Annotated in this window: 15 protein-coding genes; 9 read left to right on the top strand and 6 right to left on the bottom strand. The window is 46.3% G+C overall.

Translation table 11 applies throughout. From position 1 onward, the window contains the following. Positions 1–82 precede the first annotated feature (82 nt). Both petJ (PMG71_RS10860) and petJ (PMG71_RS10855) read left to right on the top strand, forming a co-directional pair. Positions 83–415 (top strand): cytochrome c6 PetJ, encoded by a 333-nt coding sequence (petJ, locus tag PMG71_RS10860; protein WP_283753701.1) that lies wholly within the window; start codon positions 83–85, stop codon positions 413–415. Positions 416–502: 87 nt separating this feature from the next. Next, a complete protein-coding gene (gene petJ / locus PMG71_RS10855) occupies positions 503–844 on the top strand; it encodes a cytochrome c6 PetJ (RefSeq protein WP_347179247.1) in 342 nt (113 codons plus the stop codon). A 12-nt stretch (positions 845–856) separates the two neighbouring features. Here petJ (PMG71_RS10855) and PMG71_RS10850 read toward each other — a convergent pair whose 3' ends face one another. Continuing rightward, a complete protein-coding gene (locus PMG71_RS10850; RefSeq protein ID WP_283753699.1) occupies positions 857–1,318 on the bottom strand; it encodes a hypothetical protein in 462 nt (153 codons plus the stop codon). A gap of 205 nt (positions 1,319–1,523) precedes the next feature. On the opposite strand from PMG71_RS10850, the gene adhE reads away from it, so the two are divergent. Beyond that, entirely contained in the window at positions 1,524–4,196 is a 2,673-nt protein-coding gene (gene adhE, locus PMG71_RS10845) for a bifunctional acetaldehyde-CoA/alcohol dehydrogenase (RefSeq protein ID WP_283753698.1), read from the top strand. Positions 4,197–4,408: 212 nt separating this feature from the next. Here adhE and PMG71_RS10840 read toward each other — a convergent pair whose 3' ends face one another. From PMG71_RS10840 to PMG71_RS10820, 5 genes are all read right to left on the bottom strand, one after another. Beyond that, positions 4,409–4,765: a type II toxin -antitoxin system TacA 1-like antitoxin gene (locus PMG71_RS10840; protein WP_283753697.1), complete on the bottom strand. Its 357-nt coding sequence runs from the start codon at positions 4,763–4,765 to the stop codon at positions 4,409–4,411. Positions 4,766–5,334: 569 nt separating this feature from the next. After that, the gene (locus PMG71_RS10835) at positions 5,335–6,975 is read right to left on the bottom strand and encodes an SWIM zinc finger family protein (RefSeq protein ID WP_283753696.1); all 1,641 of its coding nucleotides are present in this window, start codon (positions 6,973–6,975) and stop codon (positions 5,335–5,337) included. A 33-nt stretch (positions 6,976–7,008) separates the two neighbouring features. After that, positions 7,009–10,152 (bottom strand): WGR domain-containing protein, encoded by a 3,144-nt coding sequence (locus tag PMG71_RS10830; protein ID WP_283753695.1) that lies wholly within the window; start codon positions 10,150–10,152, stop codon positions 7,009–7,011. Between the two features lie 80 nt (positions 10,153–10,232). Continuing rightward, complete coding sequence (locus tag PMG71_RS10825; protein WP_283753694.1) at positions 10,233–10,616, bottom strand: GxxExxY protein; 384 nt, start codon at positions 10,614–10,616, stop codon at positions 10,233–10,235. Between the two features lie 70 nt (positions 10,617–10,686). Continuing rightward, positions 10,687–11,490 carry a pantothenate kinase gene (locus PMG71_RS10820; RefSeq protein WP_283753693.1) on the bottom strand — a complete coding sequence of 268 codons (804 nt, stop codon included), beginning with the start codon at positions 11,488–11,490 and terminating at the stop codon, positions 10,687–10,689. 111 nt (positions 11,491–11,601) lie between these two features. Between PMG71_RS10820 and PMG71_RS10815 the strand changes: the two genes are divergently transcribed. The 6 genes from PMG71_RS10815 (at position 11,602) to PMG71_RS10790 (ending at position 20,763) form a co-directional block, all read left to right on the top strand. After that, positions 11,602–12,189, top strand: coding sequence for a hypothetical protein (locus PMG71_RS10815; RefSeq protein ID WP_283753692.1), 588 nt, complete (start codon positions 11,602–11,604; stop codon positions 12,187–12,189). 24 nt (positions 12,190–12,213) lie between these two features. Beyond that, on the top strand, positions 12,214–12,657 hold the full coding sequence (locus PMG71_RS10810) for a DMT family transporter (RefSeq protein ID WP_283753691.1): 444 nt from the start codon (positions 12,214–12,216) through the stop codon (positions 12,655–12,657). 62 nt (positions 12,658–12,719) lie between these two features. Next, a complete protein-coding gene (locus PMG71_RS10805; RefSeq protein WP_283753690.1) occupies positions 12,720–13,244 on the top strand; it encodes an alpha/beta hydrolase in 525 nt (174 codons plus the stop codon). A 226-nt stretch (positions 13,245–13,470) separates the two neighbouring features. Beyond that, positions 13,471–15,378, top strand: a complete 1,908-nt coding sequence (locus PMG71_RS10800; protein WP_283753689.1) for an ATP-binding protein — start codon at positions 13,471–13,473, stop codon at positions 15,376–15,378. 113 nt (positions 15,379–15,491) lie between these two features. Then, a complete protein-coding gene (locus PMG71_RS10795) occupies positions 15,492–18,023 on the top strand; it encodes a GAF domain-containing protein (protein ID WP_283753688.1) in 2,532 nt (843 codons plus the stop codon). 4 nt (positions 18,024–18,027) lie between these two features. Continuing rightward, positions 18,028–20,763: a CBS domain-containing protein gene (locus PMG71_RS10790; protein WP_283753687.1), complete on the top strand. Its 2,736-nt coding sequence runs from the start codon at positions 18,028–18,030 to the stop codon at positions 20,761–20,763. Positions 20,764–20,943: the final 180 nt, after the last annotated feature.

Here is a 20,943-nt window from a genome sequence, read left to right as displayed (position 1 = left end):
GGGGGTTTTACCGGACTCCCCTCTTGCCGTATAATAGAGCCGTTTGTTGTTCATGTTGTTGGGTTTATTACCGGAGAACGCTTTGAAAAAACTGCTATCTTGGATTATTGCGGCGATCGCCATCTTTTCTTTTGCCCTGTCCACCCCAGCCCTAGCGGGTGATGCTGCTGCTGGTGCAAGCATCTTTTCTGCTAATTGTGCGGCTTGTCATGCGGGTGGAAAAAACTTGGTTAACCCCCAGAAAACCTTGAGTAAAGCCGATTTAGACAAGTATGGGATGAATAGTCTAGAGGCAATTGTTGCTCAGGTAACCAAAGGTAAAGCTGCCATGCCTTCTTTCTTGGGTAAATTGAACGAAACACAAATTGAAGATGTAGCTACCTATGTTTTAGAGCAAGCTGAAAAAGGCTGGTAGGGCATTTTCAACAGGATGTTAACTTCTAACATCCTGTTAACTTTATTAAATAAAAATATTTTTACGGCAAAATTTAAAATAACTCTTGTGAAACATCTGTTTTTAACTTTTTTATTAATTATAAGTTTAGTATTCAATCTCAACACCCCCATGGCACAAGCAGCCAATATCAAGCAAGGCGAACAAATTTTCAACGCGATTTGTTCTGGCTGTCATGCTAGGGGAGGCAACGTGATTATGGGTAACAAGACCTTAAATAAAGAAGCCCTCGAAAAGTATGGCATGGCTTCTGCTGACAAAATTATTAGCCAAATCAATAACGGTAAAAATGCTATGCCTGCTTTTCAAGGGAGACTGAAACCCCAAGAAATTGAAAATGTAACGGCTTATGTCCTGATGAAAGCAGAACAAGGCTGGCATAAGCGGTAAGGACAATTATCCCTAGTCAACCCGAATCATTTCTGTATCTTGAATCATTTGCCCTTGAAAGATAAAATCTTCATGATTGTTACTACTCAAGACTACTTTGATTTCGTGATTACCAGGGGGTAATTCCTTTAGATAATACCAAGAGCCGTAAATTCGAGTTACTTTTTCCCCATTGATAAACAAATGGACATGACCTTCACCAGGTTTATTTTCTTGATATAAATGATGGGGAGTAAACTGGAAGTTTTCCACTTGCATTTCAAGATTCCAGCCCATTTTTGGGTCGGGATGAATAATCAAATTCACCTGGGGAACCGGTTCTCCAGGTGCAATTTCAATCTGTCCATGGGAATGACCTCCAGAATGATGGGGTTGTCCTTCTGAACTGTGGGCTAAGGGCTGATTCATCCCTAGACTGAATAGAGCTAAAGCAGTGGTTAAGGATAATCTATAAAAAAATTGATGCTGCTTCATGGGGATAAAAGGAAAAATCTTAAGTATTATATCAAAAGAGTTCCCTATTTTTTCCTCACACTGCTTCTTTAAGCCTACATAGGGCTAAGACCGATAAAGCTTAAGACTTCCTAAAGATCTCCCCCCAAATCCAAGATGATCCGGTGTTATAGAAGTAACCCTCTTGTGGGAAATTTCCATTGCAGTATTCAACGAGAGTAAGTCTATGGTCACGCAAACTAAGATTACGAACCTGGAAGAACTAGAAGCCCTAATTAGTCGTGTGAAAACGGCTCAAATGCAGTACGCAACCTATAGTCAGGAGCAGGTGAATCACATTTTCAAGAAAGCAGCTCTGGCGGCGAATGCGGCTCGGATTCCCTTAGCAAAAATGGCAGTTGAAGAAACGGGGATGGGCGTAGCAGAAGATAAGGTGATTAAGAATCATTTTGCCTCTGAATTTATTTACAACAAGTATAAGCAAGAAAATACTTGTGGGGTAATTGAAGAGGATAAGTCCTTTGGATTTCAGAAAATAGCCGAACCCGTAGGAATTTTAGCGGGAATTGTGCCAACAACGAATCCGACATCAACGGCTATCTTCAAGGCGTTGATTAGCTTAAAAACCCGAAATGCGATTATTTTTTCTCCCCATCCACGGGCGAAACAATGCACGATTGAAGCGGCGAGAATTGTCCTAGAAGCGGCAGTAGAAGCGGGTGCGCCAGAGGGGATTATTGGTTGGATTGATGAGCCGACGGTTCCTTTGTCTCAGGCTTTGATGCAACATCCTGATATTAAGCTGATTTTGGCCACAGGCGGGCCGGGAATGGTGAAAGCGGCTTATTCTTCGGGGAATCCGTCTTTGGGTGTGGGGGCTGGAAATACCCCAGCGCTGATTGATGCTTCGGCTCATATTAAGATGGCGGTGTCTTCGATTATCTTGAGTAAGACGTTTGATAATGGCATGATTTGCGCCAGCGAACAGTCGGTGATTGTGGAGGATAAAGTGTATGATGAAGTGCGGGAAGAGTTTATTGCTAGAGGCGCTTATTTTGTCACTCCGGAAGAGCGGGAAAAATTAGCCAGCAAGGTGTTGGTGAATGGGCGCTTGAATGGGGAAATTGTGGGACAACCGGTGCAGAAATTGGCGGAACTGGCCGGATTTTCAGTGCCGGAACAAACGCGGGTGATTTTGGCAGAAGTGGAGAAAATTGGCCCGGAAGAGCCGTTTTCTTATGAAAAGTTGTCCCCGATTTTAGCGATGTATCGGGCAAAAGATTTTGAGGATGCGGTGGAGAAAGCACGGGGGTTGGTGGCCTTTGCGGGTCGGGGTCATACGGCAGCGTTGTATACGGCGACCTCGAATGCGGAGCATATCAAGCGGTTTGAAGACCGGGTGCAAGCGGCACGGGTGTTGATTAATACGCCGTCTTCCCAGGGGGCGATCGGGGATATTTACAATTTCCGCCTCGATCCTTCTTTGACGTTGGGATGCGGAACCTGGGGCGGCAACTCCATTAGTGAGAACGTGGAACCCAAGCACCTGTTGAATATTAAGACAGTGGCTGAACGGCGGGAAAATATGCTCTGGTTCCGGATTCCGCCCAAGGTGTATTTTAAGTATGGTTCGCTGCCGGTGGCGATTCGGGAGTTGGCGGGCAAAGAGCGGGCGTTTATTGTTACCGATAAGCCTCTGTACGATCTGGGCATCACCAATGCTCTGGAGGAGGCCCTGGAAGAGATTGGCCTGAAGTATGATGTGTTTTATGATGTGGAACCCGATCCGTCTTTGGATACGGTGAACCGAGGGTTGACGTTGATGAAGACGTTTAACCCGGATGTGATTATTGCTATTGGGGGTGGGTCTCCGATGGATGCGGCGAAGATTATGTGGTTGTTGTATGAGCATCCAGAGATTGAGTTTGAGGGGTTGGCGATGCGGTTTATGGATATCCGGAAGCGGGTGTATGAGCTGCCGCCTTTGGGTGAGAAGGCAATCCTGGTGGCGATTCCGACGACTTCGGGTACGGGTTCGGAGGTGACTCCGTTTGCGGTGGTGACCGATCGCCGCAATCATATTAAGTATCCTCTGGCGGATTATGCTTTAACGCCAAATATGGCGATCGTCGATCCGGAATTGGTGTTAAATATGCCCAAGAGTTTAACGGCTTTTGGGGGGATTGATGCTTTAACCCATGCGATGGAAGCCTATGTTTCCGTGTTAGCGTCTGAGTATACGAATGGATTGGCCCTGGAAGCCATTCGGTTGATTTTCAAGTATCTACCGGATGCTTATGAAAAAGGAGCGGATGCGCCGAAAGCACGGGAAAAAATGCATTATGCTTCGACTATGGCGGGAATGGCGTTTGCGAATGGTTTTTTGGGCATTTGTCACTCGATTGCTCACCAGTTGGGGGGGACTTTCCAGATTCCCCATGGGTTGGCGAATGCGCTGATGATTTCCCATGTGATTCGGTACAATGCTACGGATGCACCCTTTAAGCAAGCGACGTTTTCTCAGTATAAATATCCTAATGCTCGCTGGCGCTATTCTCGGATTGCAGATTATCTGAATTTAGGGGGAGAGACGGAAGATGAGAAGGTTTCTCTGCTGATTCAAGCGGTGGAAGATTTGAAGGGTAAGGTGGGGATTCCCTCTAGTATTAAGGAGGTGATTAAGGAGGATGAAGGGGCGTTTTTTGCCCAAATCGATCAGGTGGCGGATCAGGCGTTTGATGACCAATGTACGGGCGCAAATCCTCGCTATCCCTTGATTACGGACTTGAAACAGTTGTTGATTGATGCGTATCACGGGAATTTGGATGTGAGCGTGAATGGGTCTAATGGTGAGGCTTTGGTTTCTCCGGTGGAGCGTTTAACGGAGGTTTCTGGCTAACGTGAGACCTGATGTAGGGGCGAACAGATTTAGCCCCTACGGGAGTTATATCAAGTTCGCTTATTCATGTCCGCGAAGCGGAAATACCCTAATTAAAAATCCAGGGAGTAAGATGCTCCCACTCCAGTCATATCAAAGAATTCGAGGAGTGCGGGCATCTTGCCCGCTTCTTAACACATTTTCATGTCCGCTTGCGGAAACCGGACTTGATATTATTTGGAGTTTTGGCTTTTTTGCAGGATTTCTGAGGATGACCACGCTAGGGTCGATAGGATGCCTTTGGCGAGGTTATGAAGGTCTTGAGTATTATTGTCGAGGATAGCGGCTAGGGGGTCTGGTGTGGGTTCAGATTCTGGTGATTCAGTGGGTTCAGTGTCTGGTTTGGGTTGGGGTGACTGGGATGAGCGGTACAGGGCGGTGTGGGCGATCGCCGAACTCAGAGCATGATGTATAATATAATCGCTTACGCTTAATCCAGTTAAGGTGGCGGCTTCTTCGAGGAGTTGATAATATTGGGGGTTGAGCTGGAGGGTGAGGGTTGTTTCGTGGATGGCGTTAGAGTCAGACATGGGTAGAGTCGTGTGATGTGATATTCATAGCTTACCTTAATCTCTACTGGGGTTGGGCGATCGCTTCCGCAGGAATTAGTAAAAAATAATATTAAATCCGGTACATGGGTATAACTAGCGGGGAGAAATGGGTATAACTAGCGGGCAAGATGCCCGCACTCCCAAAACCTTTAAGATTAAGGAGTGGGAGCGTCTCGCTCCCTAGCTCCTTAATGAGTGTATTTCTGCTTCGCGGACATGAACAAGCGGATTTGATATTACATTGAACGTAGGGGTGAAACATTTTTTGCCCCTACCTTTAATCTAAAAAACCATAAACTACACGACCTAAAGCCATTGGTTGCCCCTTCGTAAACTCCTCGGACTAGACTGCTCAACTCAAGCGGTTCCAGGCTAGGGTGTTTCATTTACTTCTAAGAAGTCAAACTGAAATATACACCCTAGCCTGAGAACCGTACAGTCACGAGCAGGCTAGTGATGCATGGATAGACTAAGCGCAAGAGCGGCGATGCACCGCCCAGATTGCAAGGCTGTTTGCCAACGGTTAGATCGTGTGATTTTAGGTTATCTTATTGACACAAACGGGCGTGATGCATCCGTAATGCCAAGATATGTTCGCAAGGGCCTTTATACAGCTTATTTTGCTGATGCCAATTGCAAGTACATTCAGCTTTAAGTATACGCTCATCTCGATCAATTGTCAAGTTGGGCGCGTAGGTTTTTCCTTTTTCACGAACGGTTCCTTGGAGAAGTAAAGCGCCGCCAGAATCCGTTACGCTGCCCACTTGCACTTGATTTTCACTTAAGAAACGAGTCGCTTTTTCCTCCCGCTCATTGGCAAAGCGTAGGCGCTCCATGGGTAAGGGTTCGCGGCTCAATTCTCTGAGGCGATAGACTTGTTTATTCAGGTCATAAATGGCGCGTCCGGCTTGGGTATAGGCTCCCAAGGCTCCTAATACGGCTGTTTGACTTAATCCTAACCGTTGAGCCAGACTTGCTGGGGTTTCTGCCCAAGTTTCTCTGAGGGCATCAAAGATTATTTTTTGTGTCCATTCATCGACATCGGCGCGGGGAGCCATGAGGTCAAAGTTGCCGGAACTTGACCAGTCATTGGCTGTCCATCCCGATAGGCCTAATGTAAAGGACATATCGCCTAAATCAGCGACGTAGAAAGATGGCATTCCTGTACCCAAAAGATGAACGGTGAATTTTTGGGCAATGGGAATTAAGCGCTCTAAAATATGGATACGGCGACGACCCCAGACGCGGATTTCTTGGCTATTATTACCAGTATAGGGCGATCGCCAACAAATGACCTCTTTATTCCAAGGATCGAACACCACTTTAATCGGTTGTCCCGGTTCCAGGATATAGCGTAAACTACGCGGCCCCTTTTTCTCTTTGTTGCGTCGGAGAATCAGGCAGATATTGTGGATATCCATGGGGTGTAAATCAAAGGTAGTTGCCGGAAGTGACATGGCAGAACTTACCTGTAAAAAGCCTCTCACCCAACTCTCCGGTAAATCGATTTTTACTTCTTTGAATGTCTCTTCGTGGGTGGTTTGCACTTCAAACCCAGAAGGATCGACCTGAAATTGGGTGGTTTTGTAGCTTCTGATTTTTTGAAATTCATCATAAAGGGCGGCAGAATAGTCGATATTGGTCGTACCGCAGGCGAATTCATTAATATTCTTAAATACGTCGTAGCTTGCCCCCAGTCTGCCGTAACTGGATTCATCTTGGCTGAAGCATTCAAAAAAGAGTTCATCGGGATGAACCGTAATCACAGGATCGAAGACAAAATAGAAATCGAGTTGTTTTTTCCAGACATAGCGACGAAACTTTTCTCTCGCATCATAATAGGGCTTCCACCGTTTATAACTGCGAGAACCAATTTGAGTGAGTTCTTCACGAATGGCGCTCATTTGGGCAGCGACTTCTGCTTTCTGTACGGCAAAAGATTGCCATTCTAGATCTTCTTGTTTTTGTGCCCATTCTTTATAGTCTTCGTTGTCCTTGGGTTGGTAGCGCAAATCAGAGACAACGACATCATGTAAGGCGCTAATGGCTTCTCGAAAAGCGACACTTTTGCCCAATTCGCCGATAAAATAGGTGGGGGGGCGTTTGGTGTCGGGGGAAAAAGACATTTGGGTATTATTTCCCTGGTTGTTAACGGCTGTGCTGCCGTGGTATGAATAGGCAAATTCCATAAGGTTGACCTCAAATTTTGAATAAAATGATGATTAACGTCGGATTTCTGTCACCGGTTTGACTTCAATGGGCAGGGGGATGTGGGGATAGTGCTGGTGTAAGCGTAACATTAATTGTAGACACTGGGCTTTATCGGCGATCGCCATTGTCGCTGACTGCCGAGTTAGCACTTCGGCAATCACCTGGGCTGCGGCTTCACTTTTCAGGGCTTCCTGTTCCAAGAACTGAAAGACTTTCTGTTTCGCCATCCGGCCCCGATTCACTTGAGATAAAACTGTGATAAAATAGGGTTTAAGATGTTCTAACTGCTCTGGGTTGTCGGTGGCGTGATTGTGCAAATATTGGCTCGCGAAGGCTTGCATATCGGTGCTGGGATGTTCGCTAAACTTAAGTAAATAATCTTGCCCCTGGGGTTCCTTGAACGTGCGGGTAACCAACTGACGGCCAAATTCGCGCACGTCTTCGCGGATACTGTCGCAGAGGAGAACCATGACTTCTGGAGTCCAGTCGCTATCGGTAAACTGGCGCTGGAAAAAGTCTTGGGCAAAGTTGCGCGAGTCCTCCCATTTGGCTTCTAATATGCGGATGGCGGCTAATTTTTCGGCTTCGGAGGCTTTGATGCGATCGCGGTTATGCTCTATCATTGTCCAAGAGGCTTGCCTGACTGTTAACACTTCATGACTCGCCAAGCGCACAATTTCAGCAATTGACCAGTGTTTCGCCCAGCGATGGACGTTTGCATCCAGGATAACGCCACTGAGTTGTTGAGCAAAGCCAGACTTAGACTTGAGCAAACTTGAGGTTAACTCTGGGGAAATTTCGCCCTTCCATCCGGGAAGATGGAGATGGAGCAGGGAAAACAGGTCTTTGTGAACGCCTTCGTGGGATTCTGGAGTGAGGAGAAAGTTGATTAATTCTGTGGCTAGGGGGAAGCTAAAATCAGGATGACCGTTGGCGAGACGGTAAATCACAGGCTGAATGGATTGGCGTAGATCGGGAATCGCACTGACAGCCATGGCTATGATAGCATCTCGGTAGTCTTCTCGCAGTTGGCGATCGCCCAATTGACCAAAAATCTCTACCCCAATTGTACGGATAGCTTCTTCCGGTGACGCAATTAACGACTCGATAATGCTCACCGGAAGCTCCGTTGCTGGAGTTTCATGGTTGTGCAGCAGTCTTGCACCCAGGGTTTGCACTTCGGCAACCGGATGCTGGAGGAGGTCGAGAATAACTTGTAAACTAATGGTTTGTAGGGGAGTGGCAAAGAGTAGCAGGAGCGTATCAGATATGGCTGCTACTGCGTCTCCGGTAGTGAGGCTAATGAGTTCAGAGATGATGTAGCCGATGATAATTTTAGTTCTATTTTCCGGGATGGGGTGCGATCGCAGCAACTGACGCGAAAACTCTTGAATTTCCAGATGGGGACTCAGGAGCAACTGACACAGGAATTCAGCCGAAGCCACAAATACATCTGGGTTTGCGTCTATCCACTCTTGCGCTTGCGTGCGAGCCGGGGCAAAACCACAGTTTAATAAGGCAACAACTAAATCAAAATCGGGATTTTCTGGAGTATACCGTTGCCGCGCCCAATTAAAGGCAAACTCTGTCGTTTCATCATAGGATTGACTCAATAATCCCACTAAATCCTGCACCGGTATCTGCTGGCAAAAGTCCGGATTATCCTGCAATGCTTTCACCGCAAACTCATGCACCGGATGACAGTGACTTTTTAATAGTAATTCCAGCAAAGCATCCGGGCGCTGATTCCAAAGTTCCGGAAAAGCTTCCTCTCTAACTTCTGGCGGAGCATCTCCCGGTTTATAGTCCCCTGAGCATTTCCACGCTTTCCAGCCAAACCGCCAATGATAGCGAGGACTATTGTTGTAAAGGATATGATTGAAGGAGAAATAACCCGCATATTTATCCCAATATCTTTTAATCTCAATGCTTTGCCAATCTCGCGTCCATTGATACGAGACCTTTTCTCGAACCTTTTGTGCATCCCCATCCGAGTAGGCTAACAGCACTCTTACCGCCAAATTAATATAGTCTAAATCTCCTTGTTCTCCTAATTTTCTCAGCGTGCGCCATACCCGTCTTCGCAGATAATCGCGGGTATCTTGATTATAAGCGAGGCGAGCATCGGGGCGTTGTTGTTCTTCGATCAAGTTATCTCGCACGAGTTCGTAGCGTTTGGTTTCTCGGTTACGTTGCCACTCATATCGATGTAAATAGTTGCCATCGGGCAAGCGGATAGCGTAGGGTTCCTTATGATAAAAGGCTTTTCCCGTCTCAAACCGCCAGGCTAAAATGCCAAAAAAATCGGCATCTTGGCGATATTCTGCCATTTTAAATAGATGGCGTAGAGGTTTAAAACTCGGAGGCGCGAGGGGGGCGGTGCGGATAAACTGGTGTAAGGCTGGACGAGTGATGTCCAGGTGAGTTTGATAGAGGGTTTGTAAGGCTTGAAAGGGTTGATAATCTTTGGTATCGAGATAGGTTTGTAGGGTTTCCCTGAGAGTGTCGGGGTTTCCGGTGGCGATCGCCTCTTGTAGAATAGTCGGTAGGCGATCGTGCGCCCTTTGCTGCAACTCCTCCCTTGTCCGAGCATCCCCCAACTTCCACATGGACTCAAACGCAATTCGCTTGACAAAATCCGGCGTTGATGCATTCTCCTCCAACTGCTTCAATACCGGCAGCGCTTCGGAATTTCCCAATTGTCCCAAAGCATAGGCAATACAATAATCTCGCAACGGTTCCCCCGTCCCCAAAAGCTTAATCAGATGCGGAGTTGCGGCACTCAGTTGCAACTCTCCCGCCCGCCAAATGATACGCTCAAGGGGCCAATTGTCCGGTGGACTGCCTTCGAGATAGGATAAGATGCGATCGTCCCGCGTCATCTCCTCACGACTTGCAACAGGTTCAGCCGCAGCCGTAACATCCTGATAGCCCTTCTTCGTTTTATCCTTAACTAACTTATCAAAAATCACTTCCGCATCCGGCAAAGATACCGGTTTAGAAGTTTTCGTCCCCTCTTTCAGATTACCTCCCCGACGACCATAGCGAAAATTGACGATATAGCCATCATCACCCGCCGAGAGCAAATCCACCTCATAAATCTTATCCGAGCGATCATCTTGATAATGGAGAGTCGTCCGTTTAATCCGTTTCATAGCCGTGAGGAGAAAAGATTGTTGGCCATTTTAGTCAACTTTTCCCGCCGCGTCCACACTCTGTATTTATACTTAATTTCTTAGCTTGGAGTACGAATTAATCGTTTAAACGTCAAACTTTTAGAGCCAAAATTAATCAACAATCCCACTTCTAACTTATAGACTTTCAGATAATTCAAAGCCTGAGCAAAATGCACACCTTCAAGCTGAATAGTTGCTTTCAATTCCACCAATACCTTATGTTCTACCACAAAATCAGCGCGGCGTGTCCCAATCGGGTTGGGTAGATTCTTATAGTAGATATGTTGTTCTATTTCCCGCTCAAAACTCAACCCTGCTTGTGTTAATTCGTAGGCTAAAGCTCTTTGATAAATGACTTCTTGAAACCCGTTGCCAAGGAAGTTGTGGACTTCAAATGATGCACCGATTATTTTTTGAGTGATGTCTTGGTACTTTAACTCCATGGGGACGCGGATTATGCGGATGATAGGATTACACGGATTTTTTGATTATACCCCATCCGTGTTCATCTTTTCATCCGTATAATCCGCGTTCAGGGGCTGTTTTTGCGATACCCAGGAAGATTAAATCGGGATCATAATGGAGATGAGAATGTAATGAGGGATACTGTTGGGTGAGGAGTTGAGTTAAGTATTTTCCGTCTCCACCGGTGAGAATGATGGGAGTTTGGGGATATTGGGTATGCCAATTTTGGATAAAATCGTGTAAACCGGCTAAGAGGGTATAGAGAATACCACTGGCGATCGCCTCTTGCGTCTCCAAACTCCAGCGTTTGGGCAGTTGCTCCGATAGGCTGATTTGGGGTAAGGTGCGGGTATGTTGGGCTAATAGACGGGTTTGCAGTCCTAGTCCGGGTAAGATGGCTCCTCCGATTAAATGGCGATCGCCATTAGCTCCAGTTAGAGTGAGCGCAGTTCCCCCATCGATGACTAAAACCGGCCATCCCCATTTTGTTCCTGCACCGAGAACGGCTAAAGCGCGATCGATGCCCAAGGTGGGATAGACTCCCTTGAGGGGTAGATCGGCTAATTCAATGATATGGGTTTGGGAATAGGATCTCCAGATGGGCGTAATTTCGGGAATTACTGATGCAATCCGGAGAGTCAGAGTATTAAAAGTTTCCCCCAAATAATCATCCTTGAGGGGGCAATTTTGTAAAAGTAGCTCTGGAATCTTTCCCTGTTCTAGTTCAGGGATTATGAGCTGAATTTCATCTACGGATAAAAGTTCGGTATCCCAACGGCAGAGCAAGGCGTGGCGATCGCCAATTCCCCAATGAAACCGAGAATTTCCCATAGCCAAAGCTAACCACACCACCGTTGACTCCTCTTCCGATTTAGCCCAAAGTTGCTAGAATAATGGGCACAAGTGGGATAGCTTCCCCTTGATGCCATTATTCTTAAATAACATTGCCCTGATTTTGAGTCCATGGTCTTAGAAACACAATTAATCCCAGGTTTGCAGATTCCTGTACTCGGTTCCATGTTTTCATTCTTACCTATTGATTCCCTCTTTTCCACCCAGGGAATTATGGTCATGTTGCTCATGGCCTATGCTGGAGCCATGTGGATGTTCCTCAGTAGTGCCCCTAAAGTTTATACGATTATGGTATCTGATTTAGAGATTGCTAGAGGATTATACGAGGATGTACTGCAATTACCCGAAGCTGATGTACCCCTTCATTATTATTATAATTATGAGCAAACCTTGGGAACAACTGGCTTAGATCCCCTCTATCTGTCTCCAGGAATAACGCAAACGGTGCAAAAAGAAGTCCCAGAAGGACTTTGGTATCAATTAAAGAAAAATGCCCAACTGCATGTAATTTCAGGCGCAAGTTTGGGTCATAATAACCGCCAACGCCATGTTTGTTTCGATCATGATTGTCTCGAACAGGTGTTAATGCGGGTACAATTGCGAGGAGTAAAAAATAAAATTCGTCGCAATAAACCTCTAAATTTTTTAGTGAAAGACCTGCAAGAGCGGGTGATTGAAATCACAGAAATTTCTAGTTAATCCGGTCGGAAGGATCGGCTCATTATGACCCAATTTATCACGTTATTAGTTGTCGTTGCCGTAGGTGTTTCGGTAACGGTACAAGCTCAAGCTATGGGCATTTTAGAACAGAAGTTAGGTGTGTTTGATAATATTGTAATCACCTATGGGGGTGGGGGGTTGCTGATTTTAGCGATCGCTCTCTTGCGTACCCTATTTGCAGGCTATACCTGGAGTAACTACACGCTCTTACCCGGCTATGCGATTCTGCCAGGAATCTGTGGTTTAGTGATTGTAGGTGGCATTGCTTATTGTGTCTCGCGGGTGGGTTTATTGGCGACCTTTTCCTTAAGTTTAGCCGTACAATTTTTTCTCGGTTCCTTATTGGATAGCTATGGCATCGGACTTGACCCCCGTCCGATGACAATAGCCCGTTATTTAGGGATGGGACTGGTATTAGCAGGCGCGATTTTGTTTCTGAAAAAATAAGCAGAAACTCAAGGCAAGTTAAATTTGTCGTAAAGACCTAAGACTTTAATCCCATTTTACCGATGAAAACCTGGATAACCCTTTTAGCGATCGCCTTCTTCTCTCCCCTGATCTCCCTTCCCAGTTGGAGTGCAGAGCGCATCGTGTTTAAATATTCCGTCTTTCGGCGATCGCTCTCCGTCGCTGAACTCACCACCTTTGCAGACACCGGAGAAATGACCCCCGCTCTCAAACGCAACTTACAAACCCTAGGACAAAATCCAGAAGAGTTGCGTACCCTCTTAACCGCTCCCATTACCATAGATATTTTATTTCTCGATAGAGTTTTAAATAGCACCATTGGGCGCAAAATTTTGGATCGCGTCGCGGAAATTGTCCATACTCCTTCCCAGAGTTCAAATACTCAAGCCCTCCGCGCAGCCTTGATTTTATCAGCCAGTAATGATGGGGAAATCACCTTACTCGAAACCCTGCAAAACTATCCGACACCAGATGTGGAAGTAGAAGGGGAACGGCTCATCGAAGCTTACGAGCAACTCAATCGATTTGCCAAACCCGCCCAAATCTTGATGGATCTCTTCAAATAGGAAATTCTTGATATTGCACTTCTAGCCAGACTTTGTAACCCTAGCTACTTCATAATTTGGGTTCTCTTTGTAGGCTTGAGTATTCTCCTCTCTTTGACAAATGTCAAGATTTCCTGTAATTTCTTCTGACATGCTCAGGTTTGCATTCGTCAGCTCTTCCAGGATGCATCTATCAATACCAGACAGCTCCCAAGTTCCTGCTATTGCCCAAGAATAGGCTCAAATCTTGCTTAAAACCCATTATCTCATTCATTCTCTCAGCCAATTTTTCCAACTCATCTGGGGATCAAAATCCCTAGTTTCCCCAACCCAAACCTCACAACAACCCTTACAACTTCCTCGCTCACTGGCGATCGCCATACTCAGTATTTGCCTACTCCCCATCACCCTCAACCTCATCGGAGTAGACTTTGGCACTTACGCCCCAGCCCTAGATCTCGAAGCCGCCGCTAACCTCACCCCCAACCAACTCACCGACACCCTACACCACACCCTATCCGGCAGTTTTACCCATACCATCTTAGAATGGAGTGCCTTTTGCACCGCCATCTTTACCACCATCCTCGCCTTCGCCCACTTCAAAATTCAACAGGACGTAACCACCCCCATCCTAGGCATCACCCTCTTCTTCGCCGGAGTCATGGATGCCTTCCATACCCTAGCCGCCGATCGCCTCATTTCCGCCGTTGCCGACAACCACAACCTCATCCCCTTCACCTGGGCTATCTGCCGCCTATTCAACGCCATCATTACCCTAATCGGAGTCTGCCTATTGCTCCTTCCCACAGCCCAACGCTGGCAACGTAAATTCCCCATTGTCATCATATTGAGCCTCATCTTTGGTCTCATTGCTTACCAAATCATCTATCTTTGCGCCACCCAAAGCACCCTGCCAGAAACCATGTATCCCGGCGCTCTCTTCACCCGGCCTTGGGATCTCATTCCCCTACTCCTCTTTCTCATCGGTGGACTTTGGATTTATCCCCACTTCTACCACCAATATCCGAGCCTCTTTTCCCACGCCCTCATTATTAGCACCTTACCCAATGTTGCCACCCAACTCCACATGGCCTTTGGTTCGACTTCCCTCTTCGATAACCACTTTAATATCGCTCACTTTCTCAAAATTATTGCCTATCTTGTTCCCTTAACCGGACTCATCCTTGATTATATTCACACCTATCATCACCTAGAAAACACTAACCAAACCCTCAACATCGAAATTATCCAACGCCAACAGATCGCCGAACAACTGCAAAACTCAGAAAAGCGCCTCAAATCTAAAAACCAACAACTCAACCAAACCTTAGCCCAACTGCAACAGACCCAAACCCAACTCATTCAAACCGAAAAAATGTCCAGCTTAGGTCAGATGGTCGCTGGACTCGCCCATGAAATTAATAATCCCGTCAACTTTATTTATGGCAACCTCCGCCATACCGAAATCTATAGCCAAGATTTATTAGAACTATTACATCTTTATCAACAACATTATCCCCAGCCCGATCCAGAAATTGACCAGTATATCTGTGAGATTGATTTACCCTTTCTAGAACAAGATTTACCCCAAATGATCGGTTCCATGAAGCAAGGCTCGGAACGGATTAAAAATCTCGTAATTTCCCTCAGAAACTTCTCCCGCTTAGATGAATCTGACGTAAAAACCGTAGATCTTCATGAAGGTCTAGACAGTACCCTCGTGATGTTAGACCATCGTTTTCAATCGACAATTACCGTTACTAAGAACTATCAAAATTTACCTCTTATTGAGTGCTATCCTGCCCAACTCAATCAAGTCTGGATGCATCTGATCGGTAATGCAATTGATGCTCTCCAAAATCCTCAAGACATTGAGCCTCCCCATATTATCATCTCCACTTTTTGCTTAAACGATCGCCAAGTGCAAGTCACCATTACCGATAACGGAGCTGGCATTCCCCAAGACATTCAAGCCCAAGTCTTCAATCCATTTTTCACCACTAAACCCGTCGGTTCGGGCACTGGGTTAGGACTATCCATTAGTTATCAAATTATTCAACAGCATAACGGGGATATTCGCCTGTTTTCCCAAATTGGCCAAGGCACAGAAGTACGAGTCATTCTGCCCGTGACGCAAACCCCAGTTAAAGCATGAAAATCGTACTTTATGATACTCTTGGATCAGAATATCCCAGGAGGAGGCAGATCGGGATGGACAAATCTAGTTAACATACAATAAGAAGTTAGATCCCGTAGCTTGGCATTCCTATGACCTTACCCAACACTGGCAGCGTTCTGGCTACTCTTGCTCAAGTGAACATGATGGGGGCTTTAACCGCAAGGGTGAAAGACCTCCCGGTTAAAGAGTTTATTTGTTTACTTGATTTTATCACGGCTGAGTTCCAGCAATTTTTAAGGGCGATCGAGTTGATCAACAATGAAGCCCTAGAAGCCATGTTGGAACAGATTCTAGATGCTCTCACCCTGAAAATTGGGCAAATTTTACAAGCCGATCGCACCCTAATTTTCTTAGTCAATGAAGATAAAGGGCAGTTGTGGTCAAAAATTAATCAACCGGATGCCGAAAAGCCCATTGAAATCCGCTTTCCCCTCCATATCGGTATGGCGGGTCATGTGGCCATCACAGGACAATGCTTAAATGTTGAAGATGCCCCCAATCATCCCCTATTTCAACCCGAACTCGATAAACAAACCAATTATCAAACCAAAAGCCTTCTCTGTATGCCCATTACTAGCAGTAAAGGGAAAGTCGTAGCAGTGGTGCAACTCTCGAATAAAGCCGGAGGATTACCCTTTTCGGCTGAGGATGAAGAAATCTTTAAAGATTTTTCCGAATCGATTGGAATTATCCTAGAAACTTGTCAATCCTTTTATCTTGCGGCTCGCAATCAACGGGGAGCCGAAGCCCTCTTAAAAGCCACTCAAACCCTCGGTCAAAGTTTAGATGTGGAATTGACCTTAAAATCGGTGATGGAACAAGCACGAGATTTGATGAAAGCTGACCGCAGCACCCTCTTTTTACTCAGTAAAGAAAATCAAGAACTCTGGACAAAAATTGCTAAAGCGGATGGCAAAACCCTCATGGAAATCCGGATTCCCACAAATAAGGGAATTGCGGGTTATGTGGCTTCGACCGGAGAACTCCTAAATATTCCCAATGCCTATGAAGATCCGAGATTCGATCCGAGTACCGATAAGCGATCGGGTTATCATACCCGCAATATTTTATGTATGCCCGTGTTTAATTCGGCCAAAAAATTGATTGGTGTTACCCAACTGATTAATAAAGAACAGGGAAGTTTTACCAGCTCTGATGAAGAATTCATGCAAGCCTTTAATATTCAGGCTGGTATGGCGCTGGAAAATGCCCAACTCTTTGAAAGTGTTCTCCTAGAAAAACAATATCAAAAAGACATTTTAGAGAGCTTATCAGATGCTGTAATCTCCACAGATATGCAAGGCACAATCGTCACTCTTAATGAAGCTGCTTTAGAATTACTCGGTTGTTATTGGAATTCAGAAGAGACAAAAGCTCAGATTCAGCTCTGGGAATCTAAACTGATTGGGCGTAAAGTTTGGGAAGTTGTCCCTATTGAAAATTTAAGGATGCGAATTGAAGATAGCTTAAAAAATGGCACGAAACAATATATCCCTGAACAAGATTTGAAAGTGGGCATTTATCCGATTAATACAGATGTAATTCGGGTTAATTTAGCGATTAAAGACCCCCAAAATCCCGATTTTTTTATTCCCTGGAACGATCCCAAAGAAGCTAAAATTCCGGCTGAAGAAGTGGGGAAAGTGGAGCGCAGCATTAATTTAACTGTTAATCCTCTGACGAATCCTCGTGGTCAAGTCAGGGGGGGATTGGTGGTGTTAGAAGATATTAGTCAAGAGAAGCGAATGAAAACTACCATGTATCGGTATATGAATCCTGATGTGGTAGATCAGGTGATGGCTTTGGATAATGATTCTTTGATGATTGGAGAACGAAAAGATGTGACGATTTTGTTTTCAGATATTCGGGGATATACAACCCTAACGGAGAATTTAGGCGCTCAGGAAGTGGTGACCTTACTCAATCAGTATTTTGAAACAATGGTTGAAGCGGTCTTCAATTGCAAAGGAACCTTAGATAAGTTTATTGGGGATGCTTTAATGGCAGTGTTTGGTGCGCCGCTTCCCCTAATGAATCATCCCTGGATGGCGGTGAAATCGGCTTTAGATATGCGCCGCAGATTGCAGATTTTTAATAATAGTACATTTATGGAAAATCAACCCCATATTCGCATTGGGATTGGTATTAGTTCCGGGGAAGTGGTATCGGGAAATATTGGCTCCCGTAAGCGGATGGATTATACGGTGATTGGGGATGGGGTGAATTTGAGCGCTCGCTTGGAAGGTGTGACGAAGGAATATGGCTGTGATATTATTATTAGCGAGAATACTTATAAGTTGTGTGGCGATCGCCTTTGGGTCAGAGAACTGGATAAAATTCGAGTCAAAGGCAAAAATGAAGCCGTCAGTATCTATCAAGTGCTGGGTGATAAGGATGTAGCTCTAGACTCCCAGCAGAAACAGCTTCTAGAGTTATACCATTTAGGGCGCTCTGCCTATATCCATCGGGACTTTAGCCAGGCACTCGACTATTTTGAGCAAGCGCAAATGATTGATCCTACAGATAAAGCCATTAATATTCACTTAGAACGCGCTCAGGTGTATTTAGATAATCCTCCGCCAGAGTCCTGGGATGGTGTGCATACCATGACCACCAAGTAGCGTTATGGATTTAATTTTATGCCATACCACCGCAGACTTCGATGCATTAGGGGCAGCAGTAGGGTTAACGCGGCTCAAACCGGGCGCTCAGGTGGTGCTGACAGGGGGATGTCATCCCACCGTTAGAGAATTCTTAGCCTTCTATCGGGATGAGTATGCCTTAATTGAGCGCCGCTCGGTGAATGTGGAAAACATCCGCAGTTTAATCGTAGTCGATACCCAACAACGCGATCGCCTCGGGCCCGTCTCTGATTGGTTCGACTTACCCCATCTGCAACACATCGAACTCTACGACCATCATCTCGACACCCCGACCGACCTTCCCCTCACCCACTCCATCCTCGAACCCGTCGGCGCAACCACCACCCTCATTGTCGAGCGTCTGCAAGCCCTGCCCTCCCTAGAACTCACCCCCGCAGAAGCCACCGTCATGGCCCTAGGCATTCATGTCGATACCGGTTCCCTCACCTATGACTCCAGCACCCCCAGAGATGCCCTCGCCCTAGCCTGGTTAATGACCCAAGGAGCCAGTTTAGCCGTAATCGGAGAATATGTAGAACCCGGATTATCCCCCCAACTGCAAGACCTGCTCACCCTCGCCCTAGAGCAACTGCAAACCCTGACCCAACAAGGCTATCAATTATCCTGGGTTCTCTTACCCACAGCAGAATTTATACCCGGATTATCCAGTGTGGCCACCCAACTCATGGGATTAACCCATACCGATGCCCTACTCTTCGGTACATGGTATCCAGTAGGAGCAGAAAAACGACTCACCGTCATTGGTCGCTCCCGTCGTAAATGTCGTTCTTCTTCCCATCCTCCCCTCAATCTCCAGCGCCTGTTTGCCCCCCTCGGAGGAGGGGGTCATGCTCAAGCTGCCTCCCTCACCCTGCGAGGAACCAACATTGAACCTATTTTTGCCGAGCTGGTGCAAAACCTCAAAGAGCAAGTGCCCACTGCACCCACTGCGCGGGAGTTGATGTCTTCCCCCGTGCGAACCATCTTACCAGAAACAACGATCGCCCAAGCCCAGCGTATTTTATTACGCTATGGTCACTCCGGATTATCCGTTGTCAATCCCCAAGGACAACTCGTCGGCATTATTTCCCGTCGTGACCTCGATATTGCCCTCCATCATGGCTTTTCCCATGCTCCCGTCAAAGGCTACATGACTCCCCATCTGAAAACCATCACCCCAGAAACCCAACTGCCAGAAATTGAGGCCTTAATGGTCACCTATGATATTGGTCGCTTACCCGTATTAGAAGAGGACAATTTAGTAGGAATTGTCACCCGTAGTGATGTCTTGCGCCAATTTCATCTTCAGGAAACCGGGCAGCAAGTCGGGTCACAAATACAAGTCAATCGCCTCAAATCCTGCTATTTGCCAGAAACCATGAAGCAAATGGTACGGGAGAGTTTGAGCTACACCTTACAGGAAGTCTTGCGACAAGCCGCCCTAGCGGCGGAACAAAGAGGTTGGCATTTATACTTGGTGGGTGGAGGAGTGCGGGATTTACTCCTCGCAGATGCCGATACCACCATTGACCTTCAGGATGTCGATCTAGTGGTGGATGGCTACCATCGCGCCGCCCAACCAGGAGCTGGAGTGGAGTTAGCCAAAGTCCTACAGCAAAAATATCCGGGCGCTCGCTTGCAAATCCACGGGCAATTCCAAACGGCCGCCTTGCTCTGGCATAAACACCCAGAATTAGGCAATCTTTGGGTTGATATTGCTACAGCAAGGACAGAATTTTATCCCTATCCTGCGGCTAATCCGGAGGTAGAAGCCAGCTCAATTCGCCAAGATTTATACCGTCGTGACTTCACCATTAATGCCCTAGCCTTGCGCCTAACGCCTCCCCGCATTGGTGAAGTATTAGATTTCTTTGGGGGTATTTTAGACTTAGAAGCCCAGTTAATCCGCGTATTACATGCTAATAGCTTTATTGAAGACCCCACCCGCATTTATCGCGCTGTGCGGTTTGCCGTGCGGTTGGGGTTTCGCTTAGAAGGACAAACCGAAGGCTATATTCGTTATGCGATCGCCAGTGGCGTGTATGATCTCTCTATCGCCGAAAATAACCGAGCGCCAGCCCTCCAAACCCGGCTCAAAAACGAACTCAACTACATCCTAGAAGCCAACTATTGGCAAAGAGCCATTCAAATGCTCGGAAATTTAGACGCACTTAAATGCATTCACTCCAGCTTAGAACTCACTCCCCAACTCTGGAAACAACTGAGTTTAGTAGACCGATGTTTACACCGATTTAAACCCCCTGGACTATGCCCCCCTTGGCAATTATTGCTCGAAGTCATGATTGCCTATCTTGCCCCCGAATACCGCTATCCAGTTGCTTCCGGTTTCCAACTCCCTGCCGAAAGTATCGAACGCCTCAAGGATTTAGAAACCGCAAAAATCGACATTTTCTCCCATTTACCCACCTGTGAATCCCCCAGCCAAATCGTTAATACTCTCCAGCCCTATCGCTTCCCCACATTAATTTTAGTCATGGTACAAAGTCCCCGACTTCTCCGGCACAAGATCTGGTTATATTTGTGGAAATTCGCCCAAGTCAAGCCCATTTTGAATGGGAATGACTTAAAACAATTGGGCTATAAACCCGGTCGTCAATTTAAAGTAATTTTGGATCAACTGCTAGAGATGACCTTAGATGGAGAACTCACAAACCGCGCTCAGGCTGAAGCTTTCTTACAGGAAAATTTTCCTTTGTAGAGCAAACAATGAGCGAGCAAGATGTTTGTCCTGCGGACTGTATTATTGGAGTGGGAGCGTCTCACTCCCTAGATTTTATAGTTGATTCAATTAACAGTGAGACACCAACAAGTAGGCACTGCCCACCTTACACCTTGACTTACAGCAGTTGGCTCTGCTATGCGGTACACTTTGATCCCC

It is taken from the genome of Roseofilum acuticapitatum BLCC-M154, assembly GCF_030068475.1.
Lineage (GTDB): Bacteria > Cyanobacteriota > Cyanobacteriia > Cyanobacteriales > Desertifilaceae > Roseofilum > Roseofilum acuticapitatum.
Note: the sequence above shows the minus strand (reverse complement) of the source record. Positions and strands in the feature narration are given on the sequence as shown.